Origin of the sequence: Flavobacterium melibiosi (genome assembly GCF_048158545.1) — a bacterium.
Classification (GTDB): Bacteria; Bacteroidota; Bacteroidia; order Flavobacteriales; family Flavobacteriaceae; genus Flavobacterium; species Flavobacterium melibiosi.
This window is the reverse complement of the sequence record NZ_JBLNKU010000012.1, coordinates 65676-91109: the sequence shown is the minus strand read 5'-3', so window position 1 is coordinate 91109 and position 25434 is coordinate 65676. Positions and strand designations below refer to the sequence as shown.

General features: G+C 34.5%; 22 protein-coding genes. 5 read left to right on the top strand and 17 right to left on the bottom strand.

Annotation, left to right across the window (positions count from 1 at the left end; all coding sequences use genetic code 11):
* Positions 1 to 29 precede the first annotated feature (29 nt).
* The 4 genes from ACM55F_RS14410 to ACM55F_RS14395 all read right to left on the bottom strand — a co-directional run bounded on the left by ACM55F_RS14410 (position 30) and on the right by ACM55F_RS14395 (position 7647).
* Positions 30 to 2663 carry an alpha/beta hydrolase family protein gene (locus tag ACM55F_RS14410; RefSeq protein ID WP_416854514.1) on the bottom strand — a complete coding sequence of 878 codons (2634 nt, stop codon included), beginning with the start codon at positions 2661 to 2663 and terminating at the stop codon, positions 30 to 32.
* An 11-nt stretch (positions 2664 to 2674) separates the two neighbouring features.
* A complete protein-coding gene (locus ACM55F_RS14405) occupies positions 2675 to 4102 on the bottom strand; it encodes a RagB/SusD family nutrient uptake outer membrane protein (protein WP_416854513.1) in 1428 nt (475 codons plus the stop codon).
* Between the two features lie 16 nt (positions 4103 to 4118).
* Positions 4119 to 7151, bottom strand: a complete 3033-nt coding sequence (locus tag ACM55F_RS14400) for a SusC/RagA family TonB-linked outer membrane protein (protein ID WP_416854511.1) — start codon at positions 7149 to 7151, stop codon at positions 4119 to 4121.
* A gap of 370 nt (positions 7152 to 7521) precedes the next feature.
* Positions 7522 to 7647 (bottom strand): hypothetical protein, encoded by a 126-nt coding sequence (locus ACM55F_RS14395; protein ID WP_416854510.1) that lies wholly within the window; start codon positions 7645 to 7647, stop codon positions 7522 to 7524.
* An 807-nt stretch (positions 7648 to 8454) separates the two neighbouring features.
* On the opposite strand from ACM55F_RS14395, the gene ACM55F_RS14390 reads away from it, so the two are divergent.
* Complete coding sequence (locus ACM55F_RS14390; RefSeq protein ID WP_416854509.1) at positions 8455 to 8709, top strand: helix-turn-helix transcriptional regulator; 255 nt, start codon at positions 8455 to 8457, stop codon at positions 8707 to 8709.
* A 76-nt stretch (positions 8710 to 8785) separates the two neighbouring features.
* Here ACM55F_RS14390 and ACM55F_RS14385 read toward each other — a convergent pair whose 3' ends face one another.
* Both ACM55F_RS14385 and ACM55F_RS14380 read right to left on the bottom strand, forming a co-directional pair.
* Complete coding sequence (locus ACM55F_RS14385; protein WP_416854508.1) at positions 8786 to 10129, bottom strand: DGQHR domain-containing protein; 1344 nt, start codon at positions 10127 to 10129, stop codon at positions 8786 to 8788.
* Entirely contained in the window at positions 10122 to 10577 is a 456-nt protein-coding gene (locus tag ACM55F_RS14380; protein ID WP_416854507.1) for a hypothetical protein, read from the bottom strand. Before ACM55F_RS14380 ends, ACM55F_RS14385 begins: the two co-directional genes overlap by 8 nt.
* A gap of 113 nt (positions 10578 to 10690) precedes the next feature.
* Between ACM55F_RS14380 and ACM55F_RS14375 the strand changes: the two genes are divergently transcribed.
* Positions 10691 to 11653: a hypothetical protein gene (locus tag ACM55F_RS14375; protein WP_416854506.1), complete on the top strand. Its 963-nt coding sequence runs from the start codon at positions 10691 to 10693 to the stop codon at positions 11651 to 11653.
* 147 nt (positions 11654 to 11800) lie between these two features.
* Here the strand turns inward: ACM55F_RS14375 and ACM55F_RS14370 are convergent, their stop codons facing one another.
* From ACM55F_RS14370 to dndC, 5 genes are read right to left on the bottom strand one after another with little or no spacing between them, the layout of a single operon-like run.
* The gene (locus tag ACM55F_RS14370; RefSeq protein WP_416854505.1) at positions 11801 to 12736 is read right to left on the bottom strand and encodes an O-methyltransferase; all 936 of its coding nucleotides are present in this window, start codon (positions 12734 to 12736) and stop codon (positions 11801 to 11803) included.
* Positions 12729 to 14084 (bottom strand): ATP-binding protein, encoded by a 1356-nt coding sequence (locus ACM55F_RS14365; protein WP_416854504.1) that lies wholly within the window; start codon positions 14082 to 14084, stop codon positions 12729 to 12731. Before ACM55F_RS14365 ends, ACM55F_RS14370 begins: the two co-directional genes overlap by 8 nt.
* 18 nt (positions 14085 to 14102) lie before the next feature.
* The gene (locus ACM55F_RS14360) at positions 14103 to 14495 is read right to left on the bottom strand and encodes a DndE family protein (protein ID WP_416854503.1); all 393 of its coding nucleotides are present in this window, start codon (positions 14493 to 14495) and stop codon (positions 14103 to 14105) included.
* A complete protein-coding gene (locus ACM55F_RS14355) occupies positions 14479 to 16578 on the bottom strand; it encodes an AAA family ATPase (protein ID WP_416854502.1) in 2100 nt (699 codons plus the stop codon). Before ACM55F_RS14355 ends, ACM55F_RS14360 begins: the two co-directional genes overlap by 17 nt.
* Positions 16575 to 17939, bottom strand: a complete 1365-nt coding sequence (dndC, locus tag ACM55F_RS14350) for a DNA phosphorothioation system sulfurtransferase DndC (RefSeq protein WP_416854501.1) — start codon at positions 17937 to 17939, stop codon at positions 16575 to 16577. The genes ACM55F_RS14355 and dndC overlap by 4 nt, the downstream gene beginning before the upstream one ends.
* Before the next feature lie 230 nt (positions 17940 to 18169).
* Between dndC and ACM55F_RS14345 the strand changes: the two genes are divergently transcribed.
* Positions 18170 to 18400: an NUDIX hydrolase gene (locus ACM55F_RS14345; RefSeq protein WP_416854500.1), complete on the top strand. Its 231-nt coding sequence runs from the start codon at positions 18170 to 18172 to the stop codon at positions 18398 to 18400.
* Positions 18401 to 18479: 79 nt separating this feature from the next.
* Here ACM55F_RS14345 and ACM55F_RS14340 read toward each other — a convergent pair whose 3' ends face one another.
* From ACM55F_RS14340 to ACM55F_RS14315, 6 genes are all read right to left on the bottom strand, one after another.
* Positions 18480 to 18656 carry a histone H1 gene (locus ACM55F_RS14340; RefSeq protein WP_416854499.1) on the bottom strand — a complete coding sequence of 59 codons (177 nt, stop codon included), beginning with the start codon at positions 18654 to 18656 and terminating at the stop codon, positions 18480 to 18482.
* A 175-nt stretch (positions 18657 to 18831) separates the two neighbouring features.
* Positions 18832 to 19689, bottom strand: a complete 858-nt coding sequence (locus tag ACM55F_RS14335) for a hypothetical protein (RefSeq protein WP_416854498.1) — start codon at positions 19687 to 19689, stop codon at positions 18832 to 18834.
* Positions 19664 to 20662 (bottom strand): type IV toxin-antitoxin system AbiEi family antitoxin, encoded by a 999-nt coding sequence (locus ACM55F_RS14330; RefSeq protein WP_416854497.1) that lies wholly within the window; start codon positions 20660 to 20662, stop codon positions 19664 to 19666. The genes ACM55F_RS14335 and ACM55F_RS14330 overlap by 26 nt, the downstream gene beginning before the upstream one ends.
* Before the next feature lie 377 nt (positions 20663 to 21039).
* Positions 21040 to 23052: a tetratricopeptide repeat-containing sensor histidine kinase gene (locus ACM55F_RS14325; RefSeq protein ID WP_416854496.1), complete on the bottom strand. Its 2013-nt coding sequence runs from the start codon at positions 23050 to 23052 to the stop codon at positions 21040 to 21042.
* A 98-nt stretch (positions 23053 to 23150) separates the two neighbouring features.
* Positions 23151 to 23348 (bottom strand): hypothetical protein, encoded by a 198-nt coding sequence (locus ACM55F_RS14320; RefSeq protein WP_416854495.1) that lies wholly within the window; start codon positions 23346 to 23348, stop codon positions 23151 to 23153.
* Between the two features lie 348 nt (positions 23349 to 23696).
* Positions 23697 to 24410, bottom strand: a complete 714-nt coding sequence (locus ACM55F_RS14315) for a LytR/AlgR family response regulator transcription factor (protein WP_416854494.1) — start codon at positions 24408 to 24410, stop codon at positions 23697 to 23699.
* 100 nt (positions 24411 to 24510) lie between these two features.
* Between ACM55F_RS14315 and ACM55F_RS14310 the strand changes: the two genes are divergently transcribed.
* Complete coding sequence (locus tag ACM55F_RS14310) at positions 24511 to 25167, top strand: response regulator (protein ID WP_416854493.1); 657 nt, start codon at positions 24511 to 24513, stop codon at positions 25165 to 25167.
* Between the two features lie 90 nt (positions 25168 to 25257).
* Positions 25258 to 25431: a hypothetical protein gene (locus tag ACM55F_RS14305; protein WP_416854492.1), complete on the top strand. Its 174-nt coding sequence runs from the start codon at positions 25258 to 25260 to the stop codon at positions 25429 to 25431.
* The last annotated feature ends 3 nt before the right edge of the window (positions 25432 to 25434 follow it).

Below are 25434 nucleotides of genomic sequence, written 5' to 3'. Positions count from 1 at the left end.
TTTTTTAAGAAATTAACATCGGTTTATCTTCAATTAGGGGGTGACTTTAAATCGACCAGAACCTCTTTCTTTAAATAGCGGTCAAACCAGCTTTCAATCTGTTGCGTTAAATGCTGCTGATTCATCCGCTCCACTAATGCATGCCCTTCATTTGGATAGAGTAACATCGTAGATGGCTTTTGCAGTCTTCTTAAAGCCATAAAAAATTGTACAGTTTGTAAGTAATGCACCTGTGGATCGGCATCTCCTGACCAAGACAAAAGAGGCGTATTCACATTTGCAGCATCAAGTATCGGTGAATTATTAAAATAGCCCTGTTTGTTTTCAAATAACGAGGTTCCCATTCGGAACTGCTGGAATTCAAAACGCCAGTAATTCGCTTTACCTGTTGCGCCGTTAATCTGCAAATAAAAACTCGTCAGATCCGCTACCCCAGCCCCTGCTACAGCAGCTGCAAATCTATTGCTGTGTGAGATGATGAAATTGGTCTCGTACCCTCCAAAGGAATGACCGATAAGACCTATACGGTCAGGTGAAATAGACGCTTTCAAAAGCGCCGCAGCTGTGGCTGCCAATACACAATCCACTGCTGATTGCCCAGGCTGACCTTCTTGGTAGACGATATCCGGGTACAGTACGAAATAGCCCTGCGTGGTTAGATTGCGAACATTAAATCCTGCCGAATTATGTAGTGAAGGATACACATACCAGTGTAATTCTTGTGACTGTTTCTGATAAATATGAACCACCATAGGATATTTTTTTTGCGGATCATAACCCGTGGGGTAAAATAGTACACCCTGCAAAGGGATACCGGAACTGTTGGTATAGACAATGCTTTGTGCGGTACTCCACAAATATTTTTGTTGCTGGCTATTGCTTTGATAAATGAGCTTCGGTACTGCCTGAGCATCTGATTTAAAAATCAGCGCAGGGGCCTTTTCAAAGGTTTCTTCGCGGTACACACAGGCGCTTCCTTTTTTGGAACTCATCAAATAATTAATTTGCTTTTCTTCGAATATAAGGGGCTGTAAACCTGTAGCACGCTGCCACAAATAGTAGCCGCTGGCGGTATAATCGGCTCTATGGACCCTCAAAACGAGGTTTTCGTTCCAATTGAAACTGCCATTGGTCAAACCGCTGTAATTGGAAGTACTGCGTTGTGCTTGCTCTTGCAGGGCTATTCTATAAACAAGATTATTTTCCTTTCCACTAGTCAAACGCTTGGCAGTATTGCCATCGGGAGTAATTTCCCAAACATCAAACTGGTCATAAAGCAAGAGTGATCCGTCGTTAGAACTCCAGCCCGCAAGGCCAAAAGGCTCAGCATCTTCCTGCACAACAAAGGGATGCTGTGAAAATACAGTCCTGTTTTGGGTAACATTAGTGTGTGTGGCTTTGGCAATATTGTATACCCACCAGTTTCCATTCTTAAAATAGCTAAAATAGCCACCGCCGGGGGAAGCAAGGATAGGACAATCCAAACTGGGGTGCTTTTTCAGGAAAAGTTGCTTTTGACCTGTATCCAGATTAAGCAGCCAGGAAGTTACATCGCTATTGTCTTTGAATTGGGGGTGGTACGCTCCAAAATCAAATAAAAGGGCAACTTTTTGATTGCCATTAAGCATCATTCCGGATAATACATCATCAGTAATTTGTAAATAGCGATTAGTTTTCGGCCACCATACCGAGTGAAAAACGGTATTTCCCATTTGCTTTCGCTCGGGATACAATTGACGCTCGGTTGTATTCCAAACCATTGCAGTATCAGTTGCAGTAACAGCCACCTCATTTTTACAGATTTTCATAAACACTCTTTTTCCATCATCCGACAAAGTCACCGGAGCTACTTCATTGGACAAGTGCATTCCCTTGGGAAATTCAGCACGGCTGGAGTCAAAAACCACTAATTTCTTTTGGGCGATCGTATAGTGATAAAGTGTAGGACGTAACGGATTTGCTAAAGAGGAGCCATAAAAGCTCACCGCTTTTCCGTTTTTACTCCACGTTATTTTTTCAAAGTTTTCATCCTGGCTCTCTGCCATTTTTAATTGTCTGAAGTGCTGCTGCAAAAAGATTAATTCCGCGGCAGTCCCTTTTTTGCTTTTAGTGATAATGCCCAAGATAGTTTGATCTGTACTCAATGCGAAAGAAAGGACGCTATCAATGCTTTTAAGGGAATGCCCATTGGTTTCACAGATCATGACCTTTTGCTGTTTTTCATCACGGACGGTCAGCATAAGATAATGGTCATCAGCAGTAAAAAGATAGTCCGTCACATTATGAAATGCAGTTGCCTGATCCGTTTTTAAATCGACCAGTTCTAATGTGCCTGGAGCAGAAAAATAAGCAAAAAAAGCATCTTTACTAAATTTTCCATTTTTTCCTTTGGGAAAAACATGTGTTTTTAATGTGCGGGTATTGCGCACAAATAAAGTGTCTTGTTGCGATTCATATTTTGCGCTATAGCTCAGCCACTGGCCACTGTCCGAGAGCTGTGTATTCGTCACTTTCCCCCATAGCGGGTAGTCAGCAGCAGTCAACTGCTTTTTCTCGTTTATCTGTCCTATGGAGAGATTGGAAACCAAAAATAACAATAGTCCAATCATTCGGAAGAAACAGCGGTAAACGAATAGTAACGTATATCTATTTTCATTTTTCATAAGAGAGAGTATTAGTAGCCTGGGTTTTGAGGGGAAAGATTCGGGTTCAGCAGTATCTCTGCTTCCGGAATGGGAAGCAATCTATCGGTGGAGTTCCAACCGATTTTACCACCGAGAACTTCATCGAGTTTTTCGTATCGCTTTAAATCAAAAAAACGATGTCCGTGTTCGGTAAATAATTCAACGCGTCGCTCTTGCAAAATAGCATCCAAAATCTGCTGTTGCGAAACGGCTTGGGTCGCACTGAGGCCCGCCCGATTTCGGATAACATTCAAATCTTCTTTCGCCCCAATCAAGTCACCAGCCCGTGCACGCGCTTCCCCACGGATGAGGTATTGTTCTTCAATTCGAAAAATAACAGAATACTCCTCAGAGAAAGCAGTACTGCTATTGTCCTTGTATTTATTGGCATGAAACCAAGTCGTGGTACCATCAGTTATTGCATTTGTCCAATCGTCCTTGCGCTTGTCCATTGGTTCAAAAGCAGCCATAAGCGCATCACTTAAAGCAGTAAAAGGAGGTGGTCCTGCAGTAAATATAAAAAGACCGCCTTCTTCTGTGCTGTTGCCAGAGTATGCAGGTGAAAATTGCCAGATTGTACTGCGGCTGCTATTCAAAAAAGCGGAATTAAGATCGTCTTGTAAGGCATAAGCGGTGGTATTGTTAAGTACAGCGGAAGCGGCATTGGAAGCCTCTGACCATAATCCGGCATATAGGTACGTTCTTGCCAGTAAAGCCTGAGCCGCATATCTATTTGGTTGTACTCTTTCTCCGCTTGCGTCTTCTTCGCCAAGCATGGAGTTGGCAAGTTTCAGGTCCGCAATAATCGATTCATATACATTTGCAACTGACATGCGGTTGACCACTCTATTTTGCCTGTAATCGGTAGTGGAGATATACGGAATGTTTCCATATAAATTGACAAGATAAAAATGAACCAAAGCTCTTACGAATAACGCTTCTCCAGTAAGCTGCTCTGCTGTGGCAACCGGCAGGTCAGCCGAGGCAGTAACTCCTTCGATTAGCGCATTAGTATTATAAATAACATGGTAACTGCTTGTCCACAATCCGGCAACGGCATCATCGGAAGCCAACAAACTATTGGTATAGAAGCCAAAGGTCGAGTTTTCCGTATCACCGTAAAAAGTAAGCTCGTCTGCATAATGCCCCAACTGATTCGAAAGTCCAAGGGGGGAGCCTGTCAATAGCGTCGAACTGCGCAACTGGGCATAAATAGCTATCATTGCGGCGTTAGCAGTCGTGGGACTTTCGAATATCCCGTTAGCGGCAAGTTGTGACGGCGGTTGGTCAGTTTCCACAAAACTTTCACAGGCAAAAAGCAGCAACAATAGCGCAGCACTTAATGCGAATGCAAGAGAATGGATTCCTTTTTTTTGTAACCAAAGAAGGGTGTTTCTTTTATCAAATATATTTTTCATATCAGAGAATTTAAGGTTAAAAGGTGAATTGGACACCAGTAGTAACTATTTTCAAAGGCGGTAGCACCCCTCTTGTTTTAAATTCGGGGTCTGCTCCTCTATAGGATGTCAGGGTGAGTAGGTTTTGTGCCTGAATGTTGAGTTTACACACTACGCCTTTTAACCAGATAGGAGGGAGCTGATAACTCAAGGCGATATTTTTCAACCGGATGTAAGAAGCATCAGTAATCGTTTCATCGCTTTCTTTGTATTTAGTAAAAGCATTTGCAACCGCCGCATTCGCTCCGGTACTGTATTGCTGAATAGGGTCTGTATCACCTGGGTTCTGCCAGCGTGCCAGCACATCAGTGGTTTGGTTGTTCCTGCTTCCAGGCAAGCCAAGGGTCGAGGCTGAATTGTAATTCAGTTGCTTTACAAACTGAAACAGGAAATCGAGCTGTACGCCTTTATAGTGCAACTGGTTTTGCAGGCCTCCATAAAACTCAGGATTCAAATCCCGCAGGTATTGCTTGTCGTCTTTAGCAGAAAGTAGCCCGTCTCCATTAAAATCTTCAAACTGATACACACCTGTTGCCGGGTCAAGTCCTGTAAAATGATATACTTTTACGATATTCAAAGGCGACCCAATTACATACTTGTTGGCATAGGTGGAGCTTTCTAAATCAGGAAATCGCAACAATTTGTTGTTCAAAATACTGATGTTGAAATTACTGCTCCATCCAAAATCCTTTCGTTGCAAATTAACGGTTCGCAGTGTCAATTCAATTCCGTCATTCTGTACGCTGGCATCAAGATTGGCTTGTATGCTGTTAAAGCCTGTTGTTCCGGGCAAAGGAATCCCTACCAACTGGCTTGAGGATGTATTGCGGAACCAACCAACAGTCAGGAAAATACGGTCATTAAAAAAACCGAGTTCTGTTGCCACTTCAAATTTTTTATTGCTTTCCCATCCAAAATCAGGATTAAAAAGCCGCGTAGGTTCTAACCCCACGATTCCTTGATACGGATTTCCAGAAGAGCTGTAGGTGTCTAAATACTGGTAATCCCCAATTTGGTCACTACCTGTTGTGCCATAACTGGCGCGCAGTTTGCCAAAACTTAAAACCGAAGCAGTGCCGTCACTTATAAAGGATCTCGAAAAAAGCCAGGCAGCACCAACAGCACCAAAGTTCGCAAACTTGTTACCTGGTCCAAAACGGCTAGAACCATCTCTTCTGCCGGTAATATTCACAAAATAGCGGTCTTGCCAACTGAAATTAGCGCGACCAAAAAAAGCATGGTATTTGTATTGCGTAGCACCGCTACTCATAATGGTAACAGTAGAAGCCGATGCCAAATCATAAATTAAACTGTTGCTGGTAAATCCCTCACCCGCCAAAACAAGCTGTTGTCCATTGAGCTGGTTAAAAGTACTTCCCAGCAACACCGCAATCTTACCCTGACCAATAGTAGTATGCCAATTTATTTGTGGCTCCACAATCCATGATTGTCGGGAAGTGGTATTGGTAAAAAGGGACGAAAATTCACTGCCCAGCCCGTAGGCAGGATTATAAATAGTCGATGGAAAAGTACTGCTCTCGGTATGCTTCAGGTCCGTAAAACCAAAACTGGATTTCAATTCCAGATGATAGGGCAATTGATAGGATAAAATGGTGTTGGCCACAAAATCATAGGTTTTGCTGAGTGATTTACCGTTCAAATTACTCAATGGGTTTTCCCAAGTACTGTTCTCCCAGTTCAGGTTGCCATCAGCATCATATAGAGCTGGAGCATTCGGAGCCAGTTTTCTCGAAATAGTGGTGAGGTCGGTGGAGGGTTGATTATTGTCCTGAACGGTATAGCCAGCCGAAAAAGTAATTCCAAACTTTTTATCTTCAGAGGTATGGTTTAAATTAATACGGACATTCCCTTTTTTATATCCAAAATTACCGGGGAAAACAGTTGTTTCCTTTCCATAATTCCCATTGATGATAAACTGTGTGTGCTCATTGCCACCCGAAACGGAAGATTGCAGATTCGTGATAGTAGAGGTACCTCCGGTAAGTGTCTTTTGCCAATCGGCAGTGCGGGTCTGATCCCAAGTACCATTGATCTCATAAGCAGAAGCGGGGTACTTAGTATATCCATCATTAGCGAAAGCCTCTCGACGCATTTGCAGGTATTGATCCGTATTCATTAAATCCATAAAACGGGTCACCTTCCCAAAACCATGGGAGTAGTTGGCTGTATAAGTGGTTTTGCCTGCCTTGCCTTTTTTAGTTGTAATCAATACTACGCCATTGGCTCCACGCGAACCATATATGGCGGTGGCGTCGGCATCTTTGAGTACTTCTATGCTTTCAATGTCTCCAGGGTTCAAGTTATTCAGCGGACTGGATAAAGTTGGCATAACCGACGCTGTAGCACTAAACCCGACAGGGTCACTGGCATAAGGAACCCCATTTATGATGTAAAGTGGTCGGTTTCCATCGGGTCTAAGGCTGTTCTGTCCCCGTATCTGTATCTCGAAACCGCCACCAGCCACTCCTGTGGTTTGGGTAATACTCACACCAGCCATGCGTCCCTGCATAGCCGCCAACATATTGGTGACGGGCTGCTTTTCGATGTCCTTAGCAGTGATTTTGGAAATACTACCGGTGCGTTCGCTTTCCTTTACGGAATAGTAGCCCGCATTGATTTTGACCTCCCGCAGTGAAGTCTCGTCTTCCTGCATTTGAATATTTAATACGGACTGACCATCAACGGGAACTGTAACAGTTGCAAAGCCAACATAAGTAAAAGTGAGAATGTCGTTGGGTGACGCTGTTATAGTATATTTCCCGTTGAAATCAGAAACCACCATTTTTGGCGTACCTTTTATGGTAATTGTAACGCCGGGTAAAGGGCTTGTTCCATCAGTAATGGTGCCGCTTATTTGAGTTTGTTGCCGTAAAGACTGCAGTTGCCTCAGTACGGTTTTTGCTGGAGCTGGGGTGTAGGATAGTGAGAACCCAAAAAGAATCAGGTACCAAAAAGCCGAACCACCCTTGTAAAATGAAAAATTTTTCATAATATTGGTATAGTTAGTTGAAACATTAGTTTTGTTAGCGATGGTCCTCTATTCTAGTTTGTCGACGGGAGTTAGAGGGCTTTTTTATTTGTTATGTCATTGCGAGGAGTTGCTAGGTACGAAGCAAAGCATTCGCTCTCAAGCACTTATTTTTCTATCATAGGCATCATTTTAATTAGATTTATCTATTTTTTGTTATTTGTCCTTTGTTATATGCTCTTGTTTCTTGCTATTTTGTTCGAGTTCCGTCTTCAGCTTTAAAATTTATTAACTTCCCGTAAAACTTTCACAACCATAAAGCCAAAGACATATAAGTGCTATTAATGCCACTATTAATGCAGCTTTCATTCGTCTGTAGTATTTCATGATATCAATTTTTGTATTTTATAAAACCAGTTGTATACCCATTGAAATCTGGAGTAATGATGACTTGAAAAAAGGAAAATTGATTTTCAGGATCGGCTTCCAACCCTTTGTTTAATGAAATAATTTTCATAATATTGGTTTAGTGAATTGAAATGTAAGTTTTGTTTTTACTGCTCTTCTAGTTTAGCTTGCCGGCGAGTTAGAGGCCTTTTTTTATTTCCAGTGTCATTGCGAGGGACGAAGCAATCTCACTGGCATCTAATTTTTATTTTATCATAGGCAAAGAGTTTTAGGATTAAAAAATAACCTGCACCTTTATTAACAAATTCAAATTAAATTAACTAGGTGTTCAAAGGACCTTTCGGTGCAGGCGTTTATAGTTAGGAATCACTTATAGAATCATAGGCGTTTTTTTTAAATTTTTAATCATCGTTTCTAGTTGGGGTATGGCATAAGAGTTTAATACCGATTAAGAAAATGCTTTTTCTTGATGGTCATTTATGTTAAAACCAATGCTAACGCTAAGCGTAGGCCGTTTTTAGGAGTGTTTTTTTTTGTTTTGTTCATAGGCATGCGGGTTTTAGCGGGTTAAACTGCTGCGAGACTATGAAAAATGGAGAAGCGTGCTAAGAATATAAGAGAGTAATGTGCTAATTAATATAAAAAAAAGGAGCGCAGACCCAGCTTAAACGTTCTCGAGGCACTAGTAATACCTACACACGAATAAGTGAGCCCACGCCCTTTTAGGCGTGAGCATTTACACTTATCATCTCGCGTGTTTAAAAGTTACTAGTTTTCGAGAACGAGATTCAAAGCGAATGCTTCTATATTTTTATAAGAAGTATCGCAAATATATAATAATTCATCAAATATAATCAAATAAAATTGTAATCCAAGTGGGTTACAGTATTTTATGAGATTATCGCAAAATTGCAGCATGGCAGAAAGAACACAGGAAGATATTATACTTAAAGACAAGATTGCTGACAGAATTGAATTCCTTCGATTAAAGACTGGTCTATCTCAGACAGATTTTGCAAAGGCACATGATATTGACAGACAAACGATAAATAGATGGGAAAGTAAAAAGAATAAAAGAGGCGTCGCAATTTATACAATCCTGAAATTTTGTAATATGCTAGGAATTACTCTAGACAAATTTTTTGACACAGATGCTTTTAAAAAGAAGTGAAAAGATGCTGAAGCATCTTTTTTGTTTACTTAAATTACAGTAGAGATTAAGTTGTTTTATTTTTATCATTAAAATTTTATTCTAAATCATTTGTTTCAATGAGAGATTTAAGTTGTGTTAAACGAATATCATCTAATTCAGAGGGAGGCCATATTGCTACACTTAAATCTAAATACAATATCTTTTTGCCTCTATTGTTAAATGGATATCTCATCGTATCATCAATTTTTAAATTTCTAGCTGAATTTAAAATAGTTTCATAAAATACTACAGTCGCTTTGTCTGCAATTTTTTCTTTAAAAAGTATATCCACTAAAATTTTTAATAAAGCTTCATATCCAACTGTTGTTTGAAATATATTTTGAGGTTTTTGGATATCGTTATCTAAAATCCAGAACGATTTACCTTTTTTGTCTTTAAAAGTATTTTTAACTGCGTTAAAGAAGAAGAATAAATTATCAGAAATTATAAAATCATTATTATTAGCGTAGTATTTTCTAAATGGTAGATATATATTTGAACCAACCGTCCTTTGGTTTAATTCTTTTCTATTTTTATTCCTATCTCTTTCTGCTTCTCGTAAATTTTCTGAAATTAAGCCAATTATTGACTTAGCCATTGTTGCTTGAGTTAGTGGCGGGCTATTTTTTATAGAATAGTTGCCACCGTAAAATTTTATTCTTCTGTAAAATGGTGAGTTTTTATGACCATTAAGACTTATTATACATTGTAAAGCTGTTTTCTGTGGTGAATCCTTTTTATCAAGTCCAAACAATTCATATACTAAACTCTGTGAAACCCTTTTTTGAGTTCTATTAATAGTCGAAAATATCATAGCTTGATATTCAATCGTTTTATCTATAAAGAAAGAAACAACCAATTCAATATTCTGTAAATCTTTTAATCGTTGAATTCTTGAAATTAGTTTTTCTTCAAGATCTTTATTTTGCCCAGTTCTCAAAATTTTTGTATAAGAATCTATTTCAGTTTTAATTCTTTCAAGAGCTATTTCAATCCCTTTAATACGATGTTGGCCGTCAATAATGGTTATTAGTACATCACCGTTATTCTTAACTCCATCAAAAACTTTTTTTAATAAATGAATTTCAATAAAATTGCTATGCTCTACTTGGCTTTCGATTACTTCTCTTGGAATATGTAAAACTATATTTGTAGGAAATGTGGCTTCGGGATCTTCTATTAAAAAGTCTGCTATTCCTTTAACTCGGGAAGGTTCAATCTCTCTTTGAATTTCCTCATTATAAATTGGTTCTCCTTTTTCGTCAAAACCGTTTAAGATACGTTTAGTATATTTAGTAAATGTAAATATCTGTGAAATTGTAAATTTTGCAATAACAAATTCCTGTTGATTTTGTATTATTGGGAATCCAATAATTTTATTTTGTAAAAGATTATCCATTTTGTTCCCAGTTTTGTCCATGATTATTATTGGCTTCCGCTCTCATAAACTCGTCAAAAGTCGGATTATCTAGATTTGTAATCCACCAAAGTTTCAATGCTATGATAGAACCGATAACTGACAAAATTATCGGTAGAGTTATATAATTCAAAACACTTAACCAAATGGTTGTAATAATTAGTCCAAAACACAGTATTATTAAAAAAACAATATTTAAGATGTTAGATTTTCTATTAGCATGTTCAATGTTGTCAATTTGCTTAAGCATAAAATCAATACATCCAGAAAAATAAATACTTATGTAAAAAGTAGTAAGATTTATTGCTATCGTATCAATACCTACTTTTTGTTTTAATGGTACTGCAAGTAAGAAAGGAAGCCATATACCTATACTTCCTATACACACAATTGCTATCCAGAAATATTTTGCTTGAACGGATAAATTCATTTAATCTTTATTTTAATTTATTTATAATAGTTTTTTAAATAACATTTTATCGAAGATAAACATTTGTGTATATTTAACAAGTAATTTTTTAAATTTATAACCAAAATATTAATATGACAATTAAGGAATCAATATTAAAAAGTTTAGATGAGATTAAAGGATTTGCCAATCCAACGGAAATACATGATTACATAGTTGAAAAAAAATATTTTGAATTTGGTGCAAAGAACCCTATTGCAATAGTTTCCGCAAACTTGGGTGAACTAGTTAAGAGAGGTGATTCAAGAATACGTAGACAAAAAATTAGAAAAGGGTCTTATTCTTATATTTTAACAAAATATGAACAAGACATTAATGCGTCTGTCGTAGAAAAAGATAAAATAGAATATATACCTGAAAAAATTAATCGTAAGGATTTCCTTGAAAAAGATCTCCATACACTTTTGAGTAGCTATTTAAAAAGTATAAATACATTTTCAAAAACTATTTACCATGAACAGTCATCCAATTCAAAAGACAATCATCAAAAGTGGATTCATCCTGATATGGTAAGTATACAGTTTGTTAATTTACAATCAGCAATTAATCAAACATTTCTAAAGTCAATAAATCGTTTAGATACTTTTAAAATAAGCTCATATGAAATTAAAAAAGAAATAAATACCGATTATGAATTGAAAAAAGCATTCTTTCAAGCCGTATCAAATTCAAGTTGGGCAAATTATGGATATTTAGTAGCTTATGAAATTAGCAGTACTTTATTAGAAGAAATGAAAAGGCTAAATCAATCTTTTGGAATTGGTATAATGGAACTAAAATCGAATCCATATGAAAGTAGGGTGCTTTTTACAGCAAAGTATAAAGAATTAGATTTTTTTACTATTGATAAACTTTGTAACATAAATGCAGATTTCGAAAAATTTATCGAACAAGTCGAAAAATTAATGACTGCTTCGGATAAGTATTTTAAAGGTTCGGAAAAAGAGCTTGAGGATTTTTGTGATAAATATTTTTTAAATGATAGTGAAATTGAGATTTATTGTAAGGAGAGAAAGATTCCTTGGGAAGCAAATTAAGCTCTTCTTAGATTCCTCCTTTTCAAATTCAATACATTTTTAAATTTTAATGTAATTTTTTGATTTTAAGTAACTTATTAAAAATTAACCTGTATTTAAACTTAATAATTTAATTTTTTAAGAATTTAAAAAAGTTATTAAATCATATTATAATCTTACATCAAAAAAACTAGGCAAATACTTGTAAACCGATTTGTATTTATTTATATCATTAACGGTGACAATTTGTGTTGCGGCTAATGTTTCAGCTTCTTCATCATTAGCAAGATGTTTATTTATCAAATCAACTTCTTTTACCGTAAGGTTAGGAAGATTAATTTTATAAACAGTATCATCGTTTGAAACAAAGTCAAAATCAGAAATATTTAAATCCTCAAATTTAGTTTCGTTATCTGTTAATACACCTCCGAAGGTAAACATTCTTGCACCTCTGTTTTCCTGGTAAACTATATTATACAGTTGATGAAAAGCAATATTATCACCGGCTCTATTTCTACCTTTTATAGTTTTCTGAATAAGATTTGTAAGCAGCTTTCTAATGGTTCTATGATCTTCGCTTCCAGAAAAATCGGACACCTTAATATCAAATGGAACTAAACCGTCAAATTTTTCCTGAAATTGTTCAATCGTGTAGATTTCACCTGATTCATCGCTTTTCAGCTCTTTATTGCAACTCATTAAGTATACGCTCCCAATTGGTAATCGATTGAAAAGAATAGCTAGATCCTCAAACATATAGTTATCTAATGCTCCATCATAATCTAACCAAACTAATGTTTTTTTAGTTAAATCTATTTTGGTCAAAGCCTCCGAAGTCATTTCGTGATAAATATTTATGAACGAATACGGCGAATTAAATATTACTTTTTCCTTCTTTAATCCGCCTTCAATACTACACATATCTTTAATATGTAATTCTTTGTGGAACAATTTAAAATCAGTAAATGATAGCCCTCCAAGACCAATATATTGATATGCCCCTTTAAAAGTATTACACAGGCGTAGAAATGTGGAAAGAAGCATTTTCCGTTCCGTAAATTTCGCGGGCCTTGTTTCGTAATTTAAATATTTAGGGCTATTCATTTAAGCTTTCCATTTTAATGTAATACTCAAATGTTGTTTCGCCAAGTTCTTTTAGAGATTTAGATTTTGAATGTGTTCTTGCGACATTGGCCCAGTCCTTTTTTACATCATATGATATGCGTACACTCTCTTTTTTTGTTGCTATCGCTTCCTGATCAACAACTGGAGCAACAAATTTCCGGGGTGCAATGACTAAATCAGTACTTTTCATTTCAACTACTGAAATTTTATTTTCTGTTTCACCGAGCAATTCTCTGTATGGATTTGCTTCATTACCAAGTTTCGTTACTAATTTAAAAAATGGCATAATATTGCCCATAGCTTCCCGCATAAAAAAGTGAACGAATTTATAAATATCCGATGTCGCATCTATACCTTTTTTTGTTGTAGTTAGAGGAAGATTTATAGTTTCATCAGAATCAAGGAAGACAATGCCTCGAAACATAACATGGTCGATGTGCCATTTAGGAATTCCAGATGTACCCCAACCTGTTATTTCACTCTTATCTGCTTCTAGTACTAATCTATCATTACAATATATATACCATCCTGATTTTGAAGGATCTCCAACTACTCCTAATCCGCCTATAACTTTATACCGAACCTTGTCTTTTACCCCTTCTGCCATATATGGTGTAGACTCATCATTAAATATTTGAATGTTTTTTCCAGATAATTCCTCACCGTTCAAAGTAATTCTAATCCCTTTTTCCAGACTAAAATTCAATAATCGTTCGATATCACCACGTAAACTAGTTAAAAATTCGTTATCATTAAATAATTCACTTACTTCATCATAGAGCTGAGAAACCTCAATATAAGTTCCATTTTCTTCGAGATTAGAACTTTCTATTGTTATATCTTCATAGCTAAAATCCCAATCTTCGACCTCCGTAGTAATTTCATTTGTAGTGATTGATTTTTTCTTATGTCTCCACGTATTTACATCTACAGAAACTTGAAAGTGATCTTCAGTATGTTTAGATTCCACTTCAAAATATTTTCCAATCTTAAACAATGCCCTTTTCATTCCAATACCAAAGCGTCCAACAGATCCATGTGTATCCGGCGCATCGTCTGGTCGCCCAAATCTAAAAGCATACTTTTTTGCTGTTTCAAGAGAAAAACCACCACAATTATCTTTAACAATAAATTTATCTTTATCTATTATAATTTCAACAAACAATCCCTCATAATTATGAGGATTAATTTTACTGGCACCATCTATTGAATTATCTAAAAGATCTAAAATAGCATCTCTGATAGAAATATCCCTGGTAATCATTTCAATAAAGAAAGTCTTGGTAGGATTTCCTTCAATTACGTTTTTTGCAATATCTAAACTCATTTTAGTTTAAAAGTTAAATTAAATTTCAAGTAGGCCCTTTTGAATTTTTTCAGTCAAAAAATCAAAACCATCAATGTTGGAAAGATTAATAATTTCGTCGTTTAGGATTGTCAAGCCGTCATCAACATGCATCTTAATATACTTGGCTATATCCTTATCAGTCTTATAAATGGAATAATGAACGCAAAGTAGGCCTAAATATATGTCATAATAATCACCAAACAATACACTTTTTGAATATTCTTTACCTCCAAAATCTTTAATATCATTTAAATCAAGTTTTCTATTTTTAGATAATGAATAGGCATAAGCAATCTTAGCGATAACATTTTCAGTACCTAAACCCAATCTACGGGTCAGTAATGTAACTATCTCCTTATTTTCTTTACTTGTCTTAATTTGCGTAAACATTCTTCTCTTCTTTTAAATGTGAAAACAACCTATCAACTTCATATGATTTAAAGCGAGAACCATCGTTATTATTCTCGATGACAAACACCTTATTTACATTTGGCTTTAGGTATTCGTATTCCAATTCGGATAATTCTTTTTCCAATAACGGAAATAACACCACCTGCTCAGATATAGCCGGATAAAATTCTTTGATAATATTTTTTGAGTGGTATTTGTCGAATTTTTGCAATGGACTGTCTATAAAGACAGGGAACCTAATTCCAGATTCGTCTACTAGTGCTTTAAGAAGTGCTGTAGCATAAAGCTGTTGCTCTCCTTTTGATAAGGAATCTTTATCAATAATAGCATCATTCTTGTCAAGTAATTCAATATCCATGACATCATCCAAAACATTGACTCTGACATTATGGATAAAATCACTCTTATGCATTATCTTTTTAAGTCCAATTATTATTGATTTCTGAAGAGAGTATTTTTTATCTTCTTTAATCTTTTGAATAATATCATTGATCTTGACCAAGAGTGTTTTTGTCACTTCATACTTTTTTTGATCGGTCTTAACAACCTTAAAGTCCTTTTCAGTTTCAGACAATACTTTGCTATTGGATGCTTGTTGTACTTTCAAACCTCCCAATTCTTCAATCAGTTTATTTCTTTCAGCATTGATAATGTCTATTTTTGCATCAGCTATAATCTTATCTTCCCTAAGCTTTTTTGCAAGATGATTGTCTTTTCTAGCTTCAGCCTGTTTAATCTTTTGAGATACTCTTGAAAGGTACATTCTGTTATTTTTCTCTTTCTGAACCACGGAATTAAACTGATTAGAGAATGTATTCAAAATATTATTATAAACTGCTTCAAACCTCCTGAACTGCTCTTCAGTAAAATCAAGTAGAATCTTTTGATCCTCGATTTTGTCCTTTCCATTTTGTCTTTCAGTAATAGTCAGCTTGAGAGCATCAATCACTTTGGACTTTTCTTCTTGTATAAAACCAAAACCATCTAATTTTTCTAATAGCTTATCTGTGAATGACACAAGCTGGTCTCCTAAAAAGAATCGATCAATATTATCTGAATGGTGTTCCTGCTCTATTAATAGTTGATTATATAGAGCCGTTAGTTTTTTTCCAGCAATTACTATTGGCGCAATGTCCATAAGCTTTTTTAGCTTGGCCTTAATCTCATCAGATTCTTTTTTCAAAATATCTTGCTCAAGCTTCATTATTTGGAGTTCTTCAAGCGTAATTCCATTTCCTTCACGGATTAGCTTTTCTTGAATATTGTCACTTAAAGCTTTATAGTTTACCAATTCCTTATCAAGATTGCTCTGCTTATCTGTATTTAATTCAATTAATTTCTCGAGATCATCATGTGCTTCTAACAAAGCAGTCAATTTATCTTGCTCCAAGGGAGTGGCTCCGCTTCTCTTTAACTTGCTTAAAAGGATTTCAAGATTCTTTTTTAGATCTTCATACTTTTTAATACCTAAAACCTCTGAATAAGCCTTACTAAGGTTTCTTAGCTCAGGCTTTGATTTGGCTTCCGCAAGAGATACAATCTTTTCTGCATCAAAAAAGAAGAATTTTGCTATTTCTCGTGGAAGTATAAAGTCATTAACAAAAACTTCGTAGCCAACTTCTTTAGTTAACTCATTCTCAAGTCCATCAATATATACTTTAAGTTCTTCTGCATCTGTTCTTAAATCATAAGTCCTATTAAGAATTACTGATCTGCAAGGTATTGAAGGAATTAAAATGTCCTTTAACTCAATTTCAACAGATACAATTGGTGCAATTTTATCACCATTCTCATATTGTATTTTTACATCCCTGTTTAGTAATGTTTTTACAAACTTGTCATATCCTCCTGCGCTTTTAATGTCTTTTTTGTACTTGTCCTCAACCTCACTCATCATCTTTCCATAGAAAACCCAGATTAAAGAAGTAAGAAACGTTGTTTTACCAAAACCATTTTTTCCAGCAACTATGCTGATATTTTTTGCGGCCTCCGGAGCAAAAATAATTTCATTATCTCCTTTGTAAATCCTGAAATTTTTAAAATGTATTTTATTTATTTTCATTTTGCTTCTTCATTAACAAAAGATTCAATTCTCTTTTCTACATCATTATGAAGTCCATACTTAGTTATCATCAAAGTCTTAGTCTCCTGCAATAATATAAGATTGTCTATTAAATTATAGTATCCCATATTATCATTGCATACTTCTCTTACTATTCGACGCTCCGTATCATCAAGTGTCTTTATATTATTAGTGCTGATATCTTTATCATATATCGCTTTGTATAATTCTCCTACTGTATGGTCGAAATACAAATCTCTATTCCAAATAACCTGGATAGCTATTAGCTCTTGATTATTGATTAATGTTATAAAAGGTCTTTCTTCTTGAATTTCTTTTTGAACAGTCAGTAAATCTTTAAGAATTTCATAACGGTAGCGCTCTTCGTAAGTGCCATTCTTAGACCCATCGTCCCTAACTGCTATTTGCCCGTTACGTCTAATATCCTTGCGGTTTTCGGATATATTTCTATTCTCAATTAATCGATTTCTGAAATCCAACAAAGGCTGCATCCAATTACGCCCATTATTGACCAATGAGGTCATCGATTTGTCATTTTTAACCACTGTACAGGTCCAGCAACCAAATCGGCTTTGTCCGCAAGAACTATGCTCTTTATTAACTACTACTGTAGGACATTCATAATCATCAGCACTTGCATCAGAATATATCTGGAATAATATCGAGTTATCAAAGCCCCATGGTGATGGGACAGTATTTATTATATACCAGACTTCTTCCAAAAACATCTCTTTAATCGGAGCATAAGTGTAGGTATTGACAGAGGTTTGGTGCTTAGATAATCTTTTGCCCGTAACTTCATGCTTCCTGATTGAACGTTCCCTTGTAGCACTTTCGTCATAACGGGTACCAAGTAAAACAACAGCTTCTCCCATCTGATTAACTTGTTCAACTAAAAAACTAGAAGTAGGTCGTATCTTTAATTTATCCGTACACCATCTGAAAGAATTATTAGGTACAGGATAACCTTTTCCAATCACATTTATCCAAAAAGTCTCTTCAAGTTTTGGCGTTGTTTTTTGTACAAAAATGGGTAAATCCTGATTTCTTGCTGATTCGCTTATTTGGGCAAGCACATCTTCCACGTAATTAGCTATAATGGGATTTTCTACCATGGTATCATTGCAAACTACATAAACTTTTCGTTGCAATTGAAATGGGTATGGCAATGTTTCTCTAATTCTTTGTAAAGCAATCCAAACTAGGGTAAGTAAGACTGTAGAATCCTTTCCACCACTAAACCCAATAATCCACGGTCTGTCAGATTTATCGGCGTAAGCATATTGGTCTATAATTTCAGCAATAATGCCTTCAACTTTTTTATTTCTTATTGGAGTCATCCAGGAATATTTAGTATCTTAAAAGTAAAATAATTATAATAATATTTTTTGCGAATTTAGGCTTATTATAAACAATTTTCATCTCTTTTTTTAGCTTTTATTTTTGAGTGGTATTACTTATGCTTGTTAGGATGTATGACATTATTTTGGCATGTAGTTGTTGAAAACTACAAGTAAGCATAGATAAAGCATAGATAGTGTATGGATAATGCATGCTAAGTTTTGGCTTCGTGACGATTGAAATAACATTCAAAGTAGTTTATACTTGGGCTCTGGAAAGAGATATTAATGCGGATACTATAGTAAGTAATACTTTTGAGATCGTATGGCCTCCAAAATCAGGAACATTAAAAAGCTTTCCTGAAATAGACAAAGCGCAATGGTTTACTGTGGATGAAGCATTGGAGAAAATCAATGAGGCAACGGGTAATCTTATTTTGAAGCTGCTAGAAAAGATTTAGCGTTGAGGGTTGTGTAGATTTCAACTGATAATCAAAAAAGCCCTCTGGAAAATCCTAAGGGCTATCGGTGAAGAGGAACTTATTTTTTTGATTCTTCTACAGAAACTTTTCTAAATTCTTTTAAAAGTTTTTCCAGTTCCAAAGTTGATTTACGAGCTCTTGGCCCGGCTGCTTTAGTACCTTTCTCAATTAGTGATTCAGATTCTGTTTTAAATGTTTCGAATTCAGCGTTGATTTTTTCGATTAGATCTTTCATGATAATGCTTTATTAAATTAGGGTATAAAAATAAAATTTTGCTTATTAGATATAACTAATTTGCTGTTAAATTATCACCTTTTTTATGAGTGCTTGCGGTATGTATTTCAATATACCGGGTGATATTGGTTATAAGTGACTTAAGAGTGATTGCTCGACTTTAATTTATAAGCTATCAATTTTCTAAATATCCAATTTTTACCTGTTCCAGCAGCTTTACATTATCTTCAATCGTATTTTGAAAAAACTCTGCCATAATTTTGGCGATATCACTGGAATGAATATCAATTGTGTTTTTCTTTAATATTTTTTTTATCCTGAGAAAAAGATCTTCGTTTAATTGAGCAATTTTGCCCATGTCTCTTCCTAAGACTCTTGCAGCAATCCAATTTAGGTTGATATCTTTATCTCCAAAAAGGTCATTGTGTTTTTCATATATTTCATCGGCATACATATCAAAAAAATGCTTTAGGATTTTACTGATGTCTTTGATATCGTCGCGTCTTATTTCAGGACGTTCTTGAAAGGCAAGCAATTTGAGCAGTACAATACCGGGTAAGGTGCAAAATTTAAAGTGGTGTTTTTCTTCGAGTTCAGCTTCCGGAAGACCGGAATCATATATCTCTTTGAAACCAGGCATATTGAGACTGGTAAGTCCTGTTCCTTCAACTGTTATATTAGATGGTTTGGCCTCAATTTCTCCAAAAGGCATTAAATCTATTTGTATGATGTTTTTCCATTTAAGTACAAAACCATTGCCTTTATAAGGGATAAATCCCTCCACATTGATGAGATATTCTCTAAGATTCGCATAGGTGTTTTTGTCATTTATAAAAACAGCAAAATCGATGTCTCCGGTAACTCTGCTGGGTGGTATATCGTTTATGGCAGTCATCCAAACATCGCGTGCCACGGCACCTACGAGATAGAAGTCTATATTGTACTTATTCAATCCTTTTTCTAATGCGGTAAGCATTTCAGAAATATGAGGCTGTTGTTGTAATTGTTTAAAACTGATCTTGTAAGTACTCATCGTATATTTTTTGTGCGGTTTCTGTACATCTTCGGTCTCCTTTATTCATTAAATCGGCATAGGCCAGGAGCGGATGTACGGTTTTTGTGCTTTCTTGTTCGTCTATCCAAAACTGTTTAAATACTTTAATATTGCCTTCTAAGTCCGGAACGAGACGGTAATTTTTCATTAAATCGCTTCTTTCTTCATTGGTGTATAGGGTAAGCTCCTCCGGACGTAAATAATTGGTAAGCAGATCACCTGCCGGTTCGCCACCCCAGATTGTTTTTCCTTTTTTAAGGGGAATATCTTTCCAGTTATAAAAATCGTCTTTATTGAGAAAACGAAATGTTCCTATCGCTAATGTTGGCTTTAGGCGCTTTTCATATTCCATTACCCATCTATCTAGCAATTTTTTCTTGTTCTCCATCTGGAGTTCATTTTTGGTTAGCTGTATTAAAAAACCTTCCTCTTTTAATCCATTGAATATGGTATTTAAAGTACCAATTCCGGTATCCGTTAATTCAGCAATTTCGCGATAAGTACTGTTGATACAATCCTTGATTAGAAATTGATAAATCACTTTTAATCCTGTTTTGGTAAAGGCTCTATTTGTTGTTTTATTTTTTAATTCAATAGGAGTATTACCATCAATATAGAGATAGATTTCATCTTTATTCAGGAATATATTACCATTAGCTTCTAGATAGGCTATATTTCTTTTGCGTAGCTCTTCCTTTATCTTTGGAAATATACGTTGCGCAACAATAATATAAGGATTCTTTGTAATAGCCAATTCTTCTATTTTAGCAAGATGTATGTTCCTAAGTTCTTTTTTAATTTCTGCATATAGTCCTATGTTATGTTTATTCAAGTGCAGGAGTAGTTTTCCATCAATAGCATTGTCATTGTTGAGTTCTTTCCACTCCACATTGATCGTACCGTTCTTTTGGATATTATTTATAGCGTACTGTATGATTTCTTTTTCATTCATTTGTTCACTTTTTTATATTGTTCACGAAAACGTGAACAATTATATTTTACGAACAAATATACAATTATTATCTTTACTAGCAATAGCTACTTCATTAAATCCATTCTTGATTTAATAAAGTAGCAACATTATAACTTAATCAAATAAATTTTTTGTTTTTGAATTTGATGAGATAAAAAGAGAATTGATAAATATATCTTTTAAAAGAACGGGTGGAAGGAAACAATTTGAATATTCCTGTAAATTTCTGTATAACGGTTTTGGTATAGTCTACTGTTCTATTCTAATTCGTAAATAGGATAAGAATTGGTTTATGCCTTTTTACGCCATTGTCAATTTTATAAAAGGATGAGTAGATAATATTCACTCTTAAATTATTAAAAGATTATTTCTAATGTTGTACCGCTGTCTATACTTGAATTAATTTTCAATTCTCCGTTTAATGTTTTTGTTCGGTCTTTTATATTTTTCAGTCCAATACCGTATTTTACTTTTTCGGGATTAAACCCGATACCGTTATCCCAAATCCGAATGGTTATTTTATCGGCGGTTTTCAATAGCATTATATAACATCTTTCTGCTTTTGAGTATTTATTGATATTCTGAATAGCTTCTTGTATGATGCGGTAAATATGTATTTTATTATTACTTGAAACTAATGACCAGTCAATGTATTTATCCACTGATACGTCAAACTTTGTATTATATTGGTTTTTTTGGGATTCTACTAAAGTTGTTATTATCTCTGGTAAACTTTTATCTTCAAAAAGTAGGTTTTGTGTTAAATCATGCGAAACCCTTCTGATTTCGTTCTCCGTTTTTTCTAATTCTGTCACTAATTGCTGCTTTTTTTCGGCAGCATTGGGGTCTAGTTGAATTAAATTAAAACGAGTAGTAAAAATGCTATTTACTATCCCATCATGCAATTCCATGGCTATTCGGTTTCTTTCCTCATTGCGCGCTTTTTCAGTTTCAGATTGTTGCGCTAACATTAGCTGATATATTCTTTCGTTAGCCGCTTGCTGTTCCTGAATAGAAAGCAGTTCTTTATTTTTTGATTTTAGACGGTATATAATGAAAAAACCTCCTAAAAAAAGAATAATAATTCCAGATCCAATAATAATATTAGTATTCCTTTTGGATAAAATTTCATTATTCTCTTCTATCTGATCAGTCTCATAAGCTATTCTGGCAAATTTATTTCTGGTTTGCCTTTCTATATTTTGAATACTGTCATTGACCTTAAAGTATAAATTAGAATAAAAAGTTTTGTTTTTGGAATCATTTTCAGTTAATAATTTCAATGATAGAATAATATCGGAATTACTTTTAATTTTTTTGGATAGAATAAATCCTTCTTTAATGTAAGCTAATGCCTTAACTGTATCTTTTTTACATAAAAAATACTCACCAATTGCTATTTTACTAGATAAAATGCCTTCTTTTGTACCAAGACTATCACGAATTCTTAACGATTCAAAAAACACCTCTTTCATTCCTTGACTTGTGCCTGATTTCATTTTACAATATGCCAGATTGTTTAGTAGCATAGCATATAATTTTGGCTGATTTTGTTTTAATTTTTTTGCTTGTAATCCATTATTGTATAAAAGTATTGCTTTCTTGTAATTTTCCATTTTCTCATAGACCCTTCCCATATTGTTATTGATAGATGCTTTCGATTTATAGATTCTTTCTTTAGAATAACCCTCTCTTTCTAGCTTATTAAGCTGCTTTAGTGCTAGTTCAAAGTATTCTAAAGATTTTTCATAATTGTTCAACTCCTTTAACGAAAGAGCTAATAAATTATAGCTCTCGTAAATTAATCGTGTATCATTAGTTTTGTTAAGTAATCTTAAGGCATTTATTGTCTCTACTTCGCTTTCGGTAAAGTTTCCGGCATCATATAATATACCTGATTTATATAGTGTTGTTCTGCCAGCATTTAAATTGTCTTTTAGTATTCTATATAATTTTTCTGATCTTGTATAGTAATAAAATGCACTATCTAATTGTGTTTTTTCATCATAATAATCCCCTAAATAATAAAAGGATTTTGCTATAAGTGAGCTATCTTTTGCCTTAGTAGATAATCGATAGACATTTCTTGTGACATTTAGATACGTACCAAGTAAATTAAAATCATAATACTTAACTGCAGCTTTGAAATATAAATTTCTTGTAATTGAATCGTTTTGTTGAACCTGTAATTTATTAAAGAAAGTGTCTAAGTATTTCTTTCTTTCATCATTTTCCAATGAAGTATTCTCAACTTTTTGTAAAAATTTTAAAATGTCTTTCCTTTTCTCAACTTTAAATTTGTTTTTTTGGCATGACCCCATAAACAATAATAAATTCACTAACACAATTATCTTTAAATTTGCTTTCAATTTTTAATGGATTAATAATTATTAATTTCACCAAAAATAAAGATTAAAACCAGACAATCCATCTTTAAATCAGGTTGTCTGGTTTCTTATTTTAATTCTTACACTTTAACTTTGTCTTTATCATCTCCTCCAGTATCTAATAGAATAGAATTTGAAATATTAAGAGAATTATTTGGTTTAGTAGAATAATTTTTTGAATTATTTGTGTTTTCTTGTCCTTCAAGACTATCTGTTGTACAGGATGAAGTTAAGATTACAGCCGCAACGCAGCCCATAGCAATTAATAGCTTTTTCATAAAAAATGTTTAAAAAATTAGAAAATTGTTTAACTGGCACTGATCCAAAAAGGAGTACCATTTTTTAAGAAAAGCTGGGAAATAGCTGTTCTGAAATATTGAGAATGACACTGTTTTAAAAGCAGATTTTCCCCATTCTCAATATTTATTTAGAAGCTTCTGATGCATTATTGTTGAGGGCAAATTAACAAGTAAAAACGGGGTTGTTTTTAAAATATCAAGAGGTTATAGTGAACCTGTCGAGTACAGTAGTTTAAGGAGGAATCTAAATGGTGAAACCCTATATTTTGAATATTGTAATGAATGGAATCTGTTAAATATGGACTGGAAGAAGGTCGTTTGTAGGAACTAAATATTGATTTTTCGGATTATGGCGTCGATATTATCTCTGTAGGTAAGTGAGAAGGGCAAGATTTCATTATAATTGAGATAACATTTAGATTTACTAAAATGGATGCGTGAAACATGATTAATGTTAATAATATAACTTTTATGGATCCTTAAAAAATAGAATGGTAAAGTATCTTCAAAATGCTTTAATGTTTTATAAGCATTCACTGTTTTACCATTGTATAATTGAATATCTGTAGTGTTGTTATCTGCTTTTAAATAGGCAATGTCTTGTAGGGATACAAATTGATAGTCACTATAGGATTTAATACAAATCGTTGTAATATTGTTTGGCGGGTTTCTTTTTTCAAATTTAAAAAGGCTTTTTCCTAATTCATGCAAATGTAAGGGAGCTATTGTGTAATCGGAAAAACCGGATTGTATTGCCTCCAGCGCATAATCTGGTGCCGAAGCTAATGCGATGAAATAGGGCATAGGATCTACGTATTGAAATAAGTCATTAATCGTTGTAAAAAGAGAAGTTCTTTCATTAGATTTGACAGGAATTCTTATTATTACAAGCTGTGGTTTTAGTTTTATAATTTGATTTATTGCTGTTTGGTTATCTTTGACAATCCCGGCGCAAAAATAATTAGGGAAATTTTCGAAGAGTCCTAAAGTTTCCTTAGCAGTAGTGCTATTATCGTCGATAATGAGAAAAGAAAAACGCATAGTATCATACTAAAAATAAGAGGAGTGCAATCTAGAGAAGAACCAATTTCTTTTGTTGCAGAAAAACTGCCTATTTTGTTAAAGTTAAATAGCCTAATTCATGAATATATTTATAGTAGACGATCATCCCATGACTGTAGCGGGATATGTTAATGCCCTTTTAACAGCTCCTTTTGGACTATGTCAACCCGTTTTCACAAAAGCGTATAATTGCGAGGAAGCCTATACAATCTTGTCAAGAAAATCTTCTCCCAAAAAACTATTTGATATAGCCATCATTGATAAAGGCTTGCCGGGTTATGAGGCTAAATCTATTTTATCTGGTAGTGACGTAGCTATTTTGATACGAGAAAAGATGCCCAATTGTAAAATTATTATGATTACCGCACATACTGAAGTTATCATCGTGTATGACATCGCTAAGAAAATACGACCTGAAGGACTTATCATAAAAAATGATATCACTCCGGAGAAATTGCAGCAAGCTGTAATGACGATAATAGCAGGCGACCAATATCAGAGTCCCATGGTAAAAAGCTGTATCAATGAAATATGGAAAAAGGAATTAATGATTGAAGATCACAATCGTCAAATCCTTTTGTATTTGTCAAAAGGATTTAAAATAAAAGAGTTGGAGGGTATTATTCACCTTACAACAAGCGCTATCCAAAAGCGCATCATCCGCATGAAAAAAGTTTTTGAGGTGACTGATGATACTGGTTTGGTGAAAGAGGCCATTAAGCAAGGGTTTATTTAATATTCCATTAATTTTAACATAGTTTGTTGTTAAACTACCTCATTTGTTAAAGGTTGTTTTCACGGTATCCGCATTCCATTTCTTCTTTATATGTTTGGTAAAAATTATCCGTTATTCGTTTTTGAAAATGTGAAAAAATTAGAAGATTTCGAATGTGAAAAAGTTGAGATTAATACTATTTATGGAGGTACTGCGCCTGCAGATGCTCAAACATGGTGTGCGGTTAGAGGCCAAGTAGGTAATGATTATGATGGTGTAGATTAATCA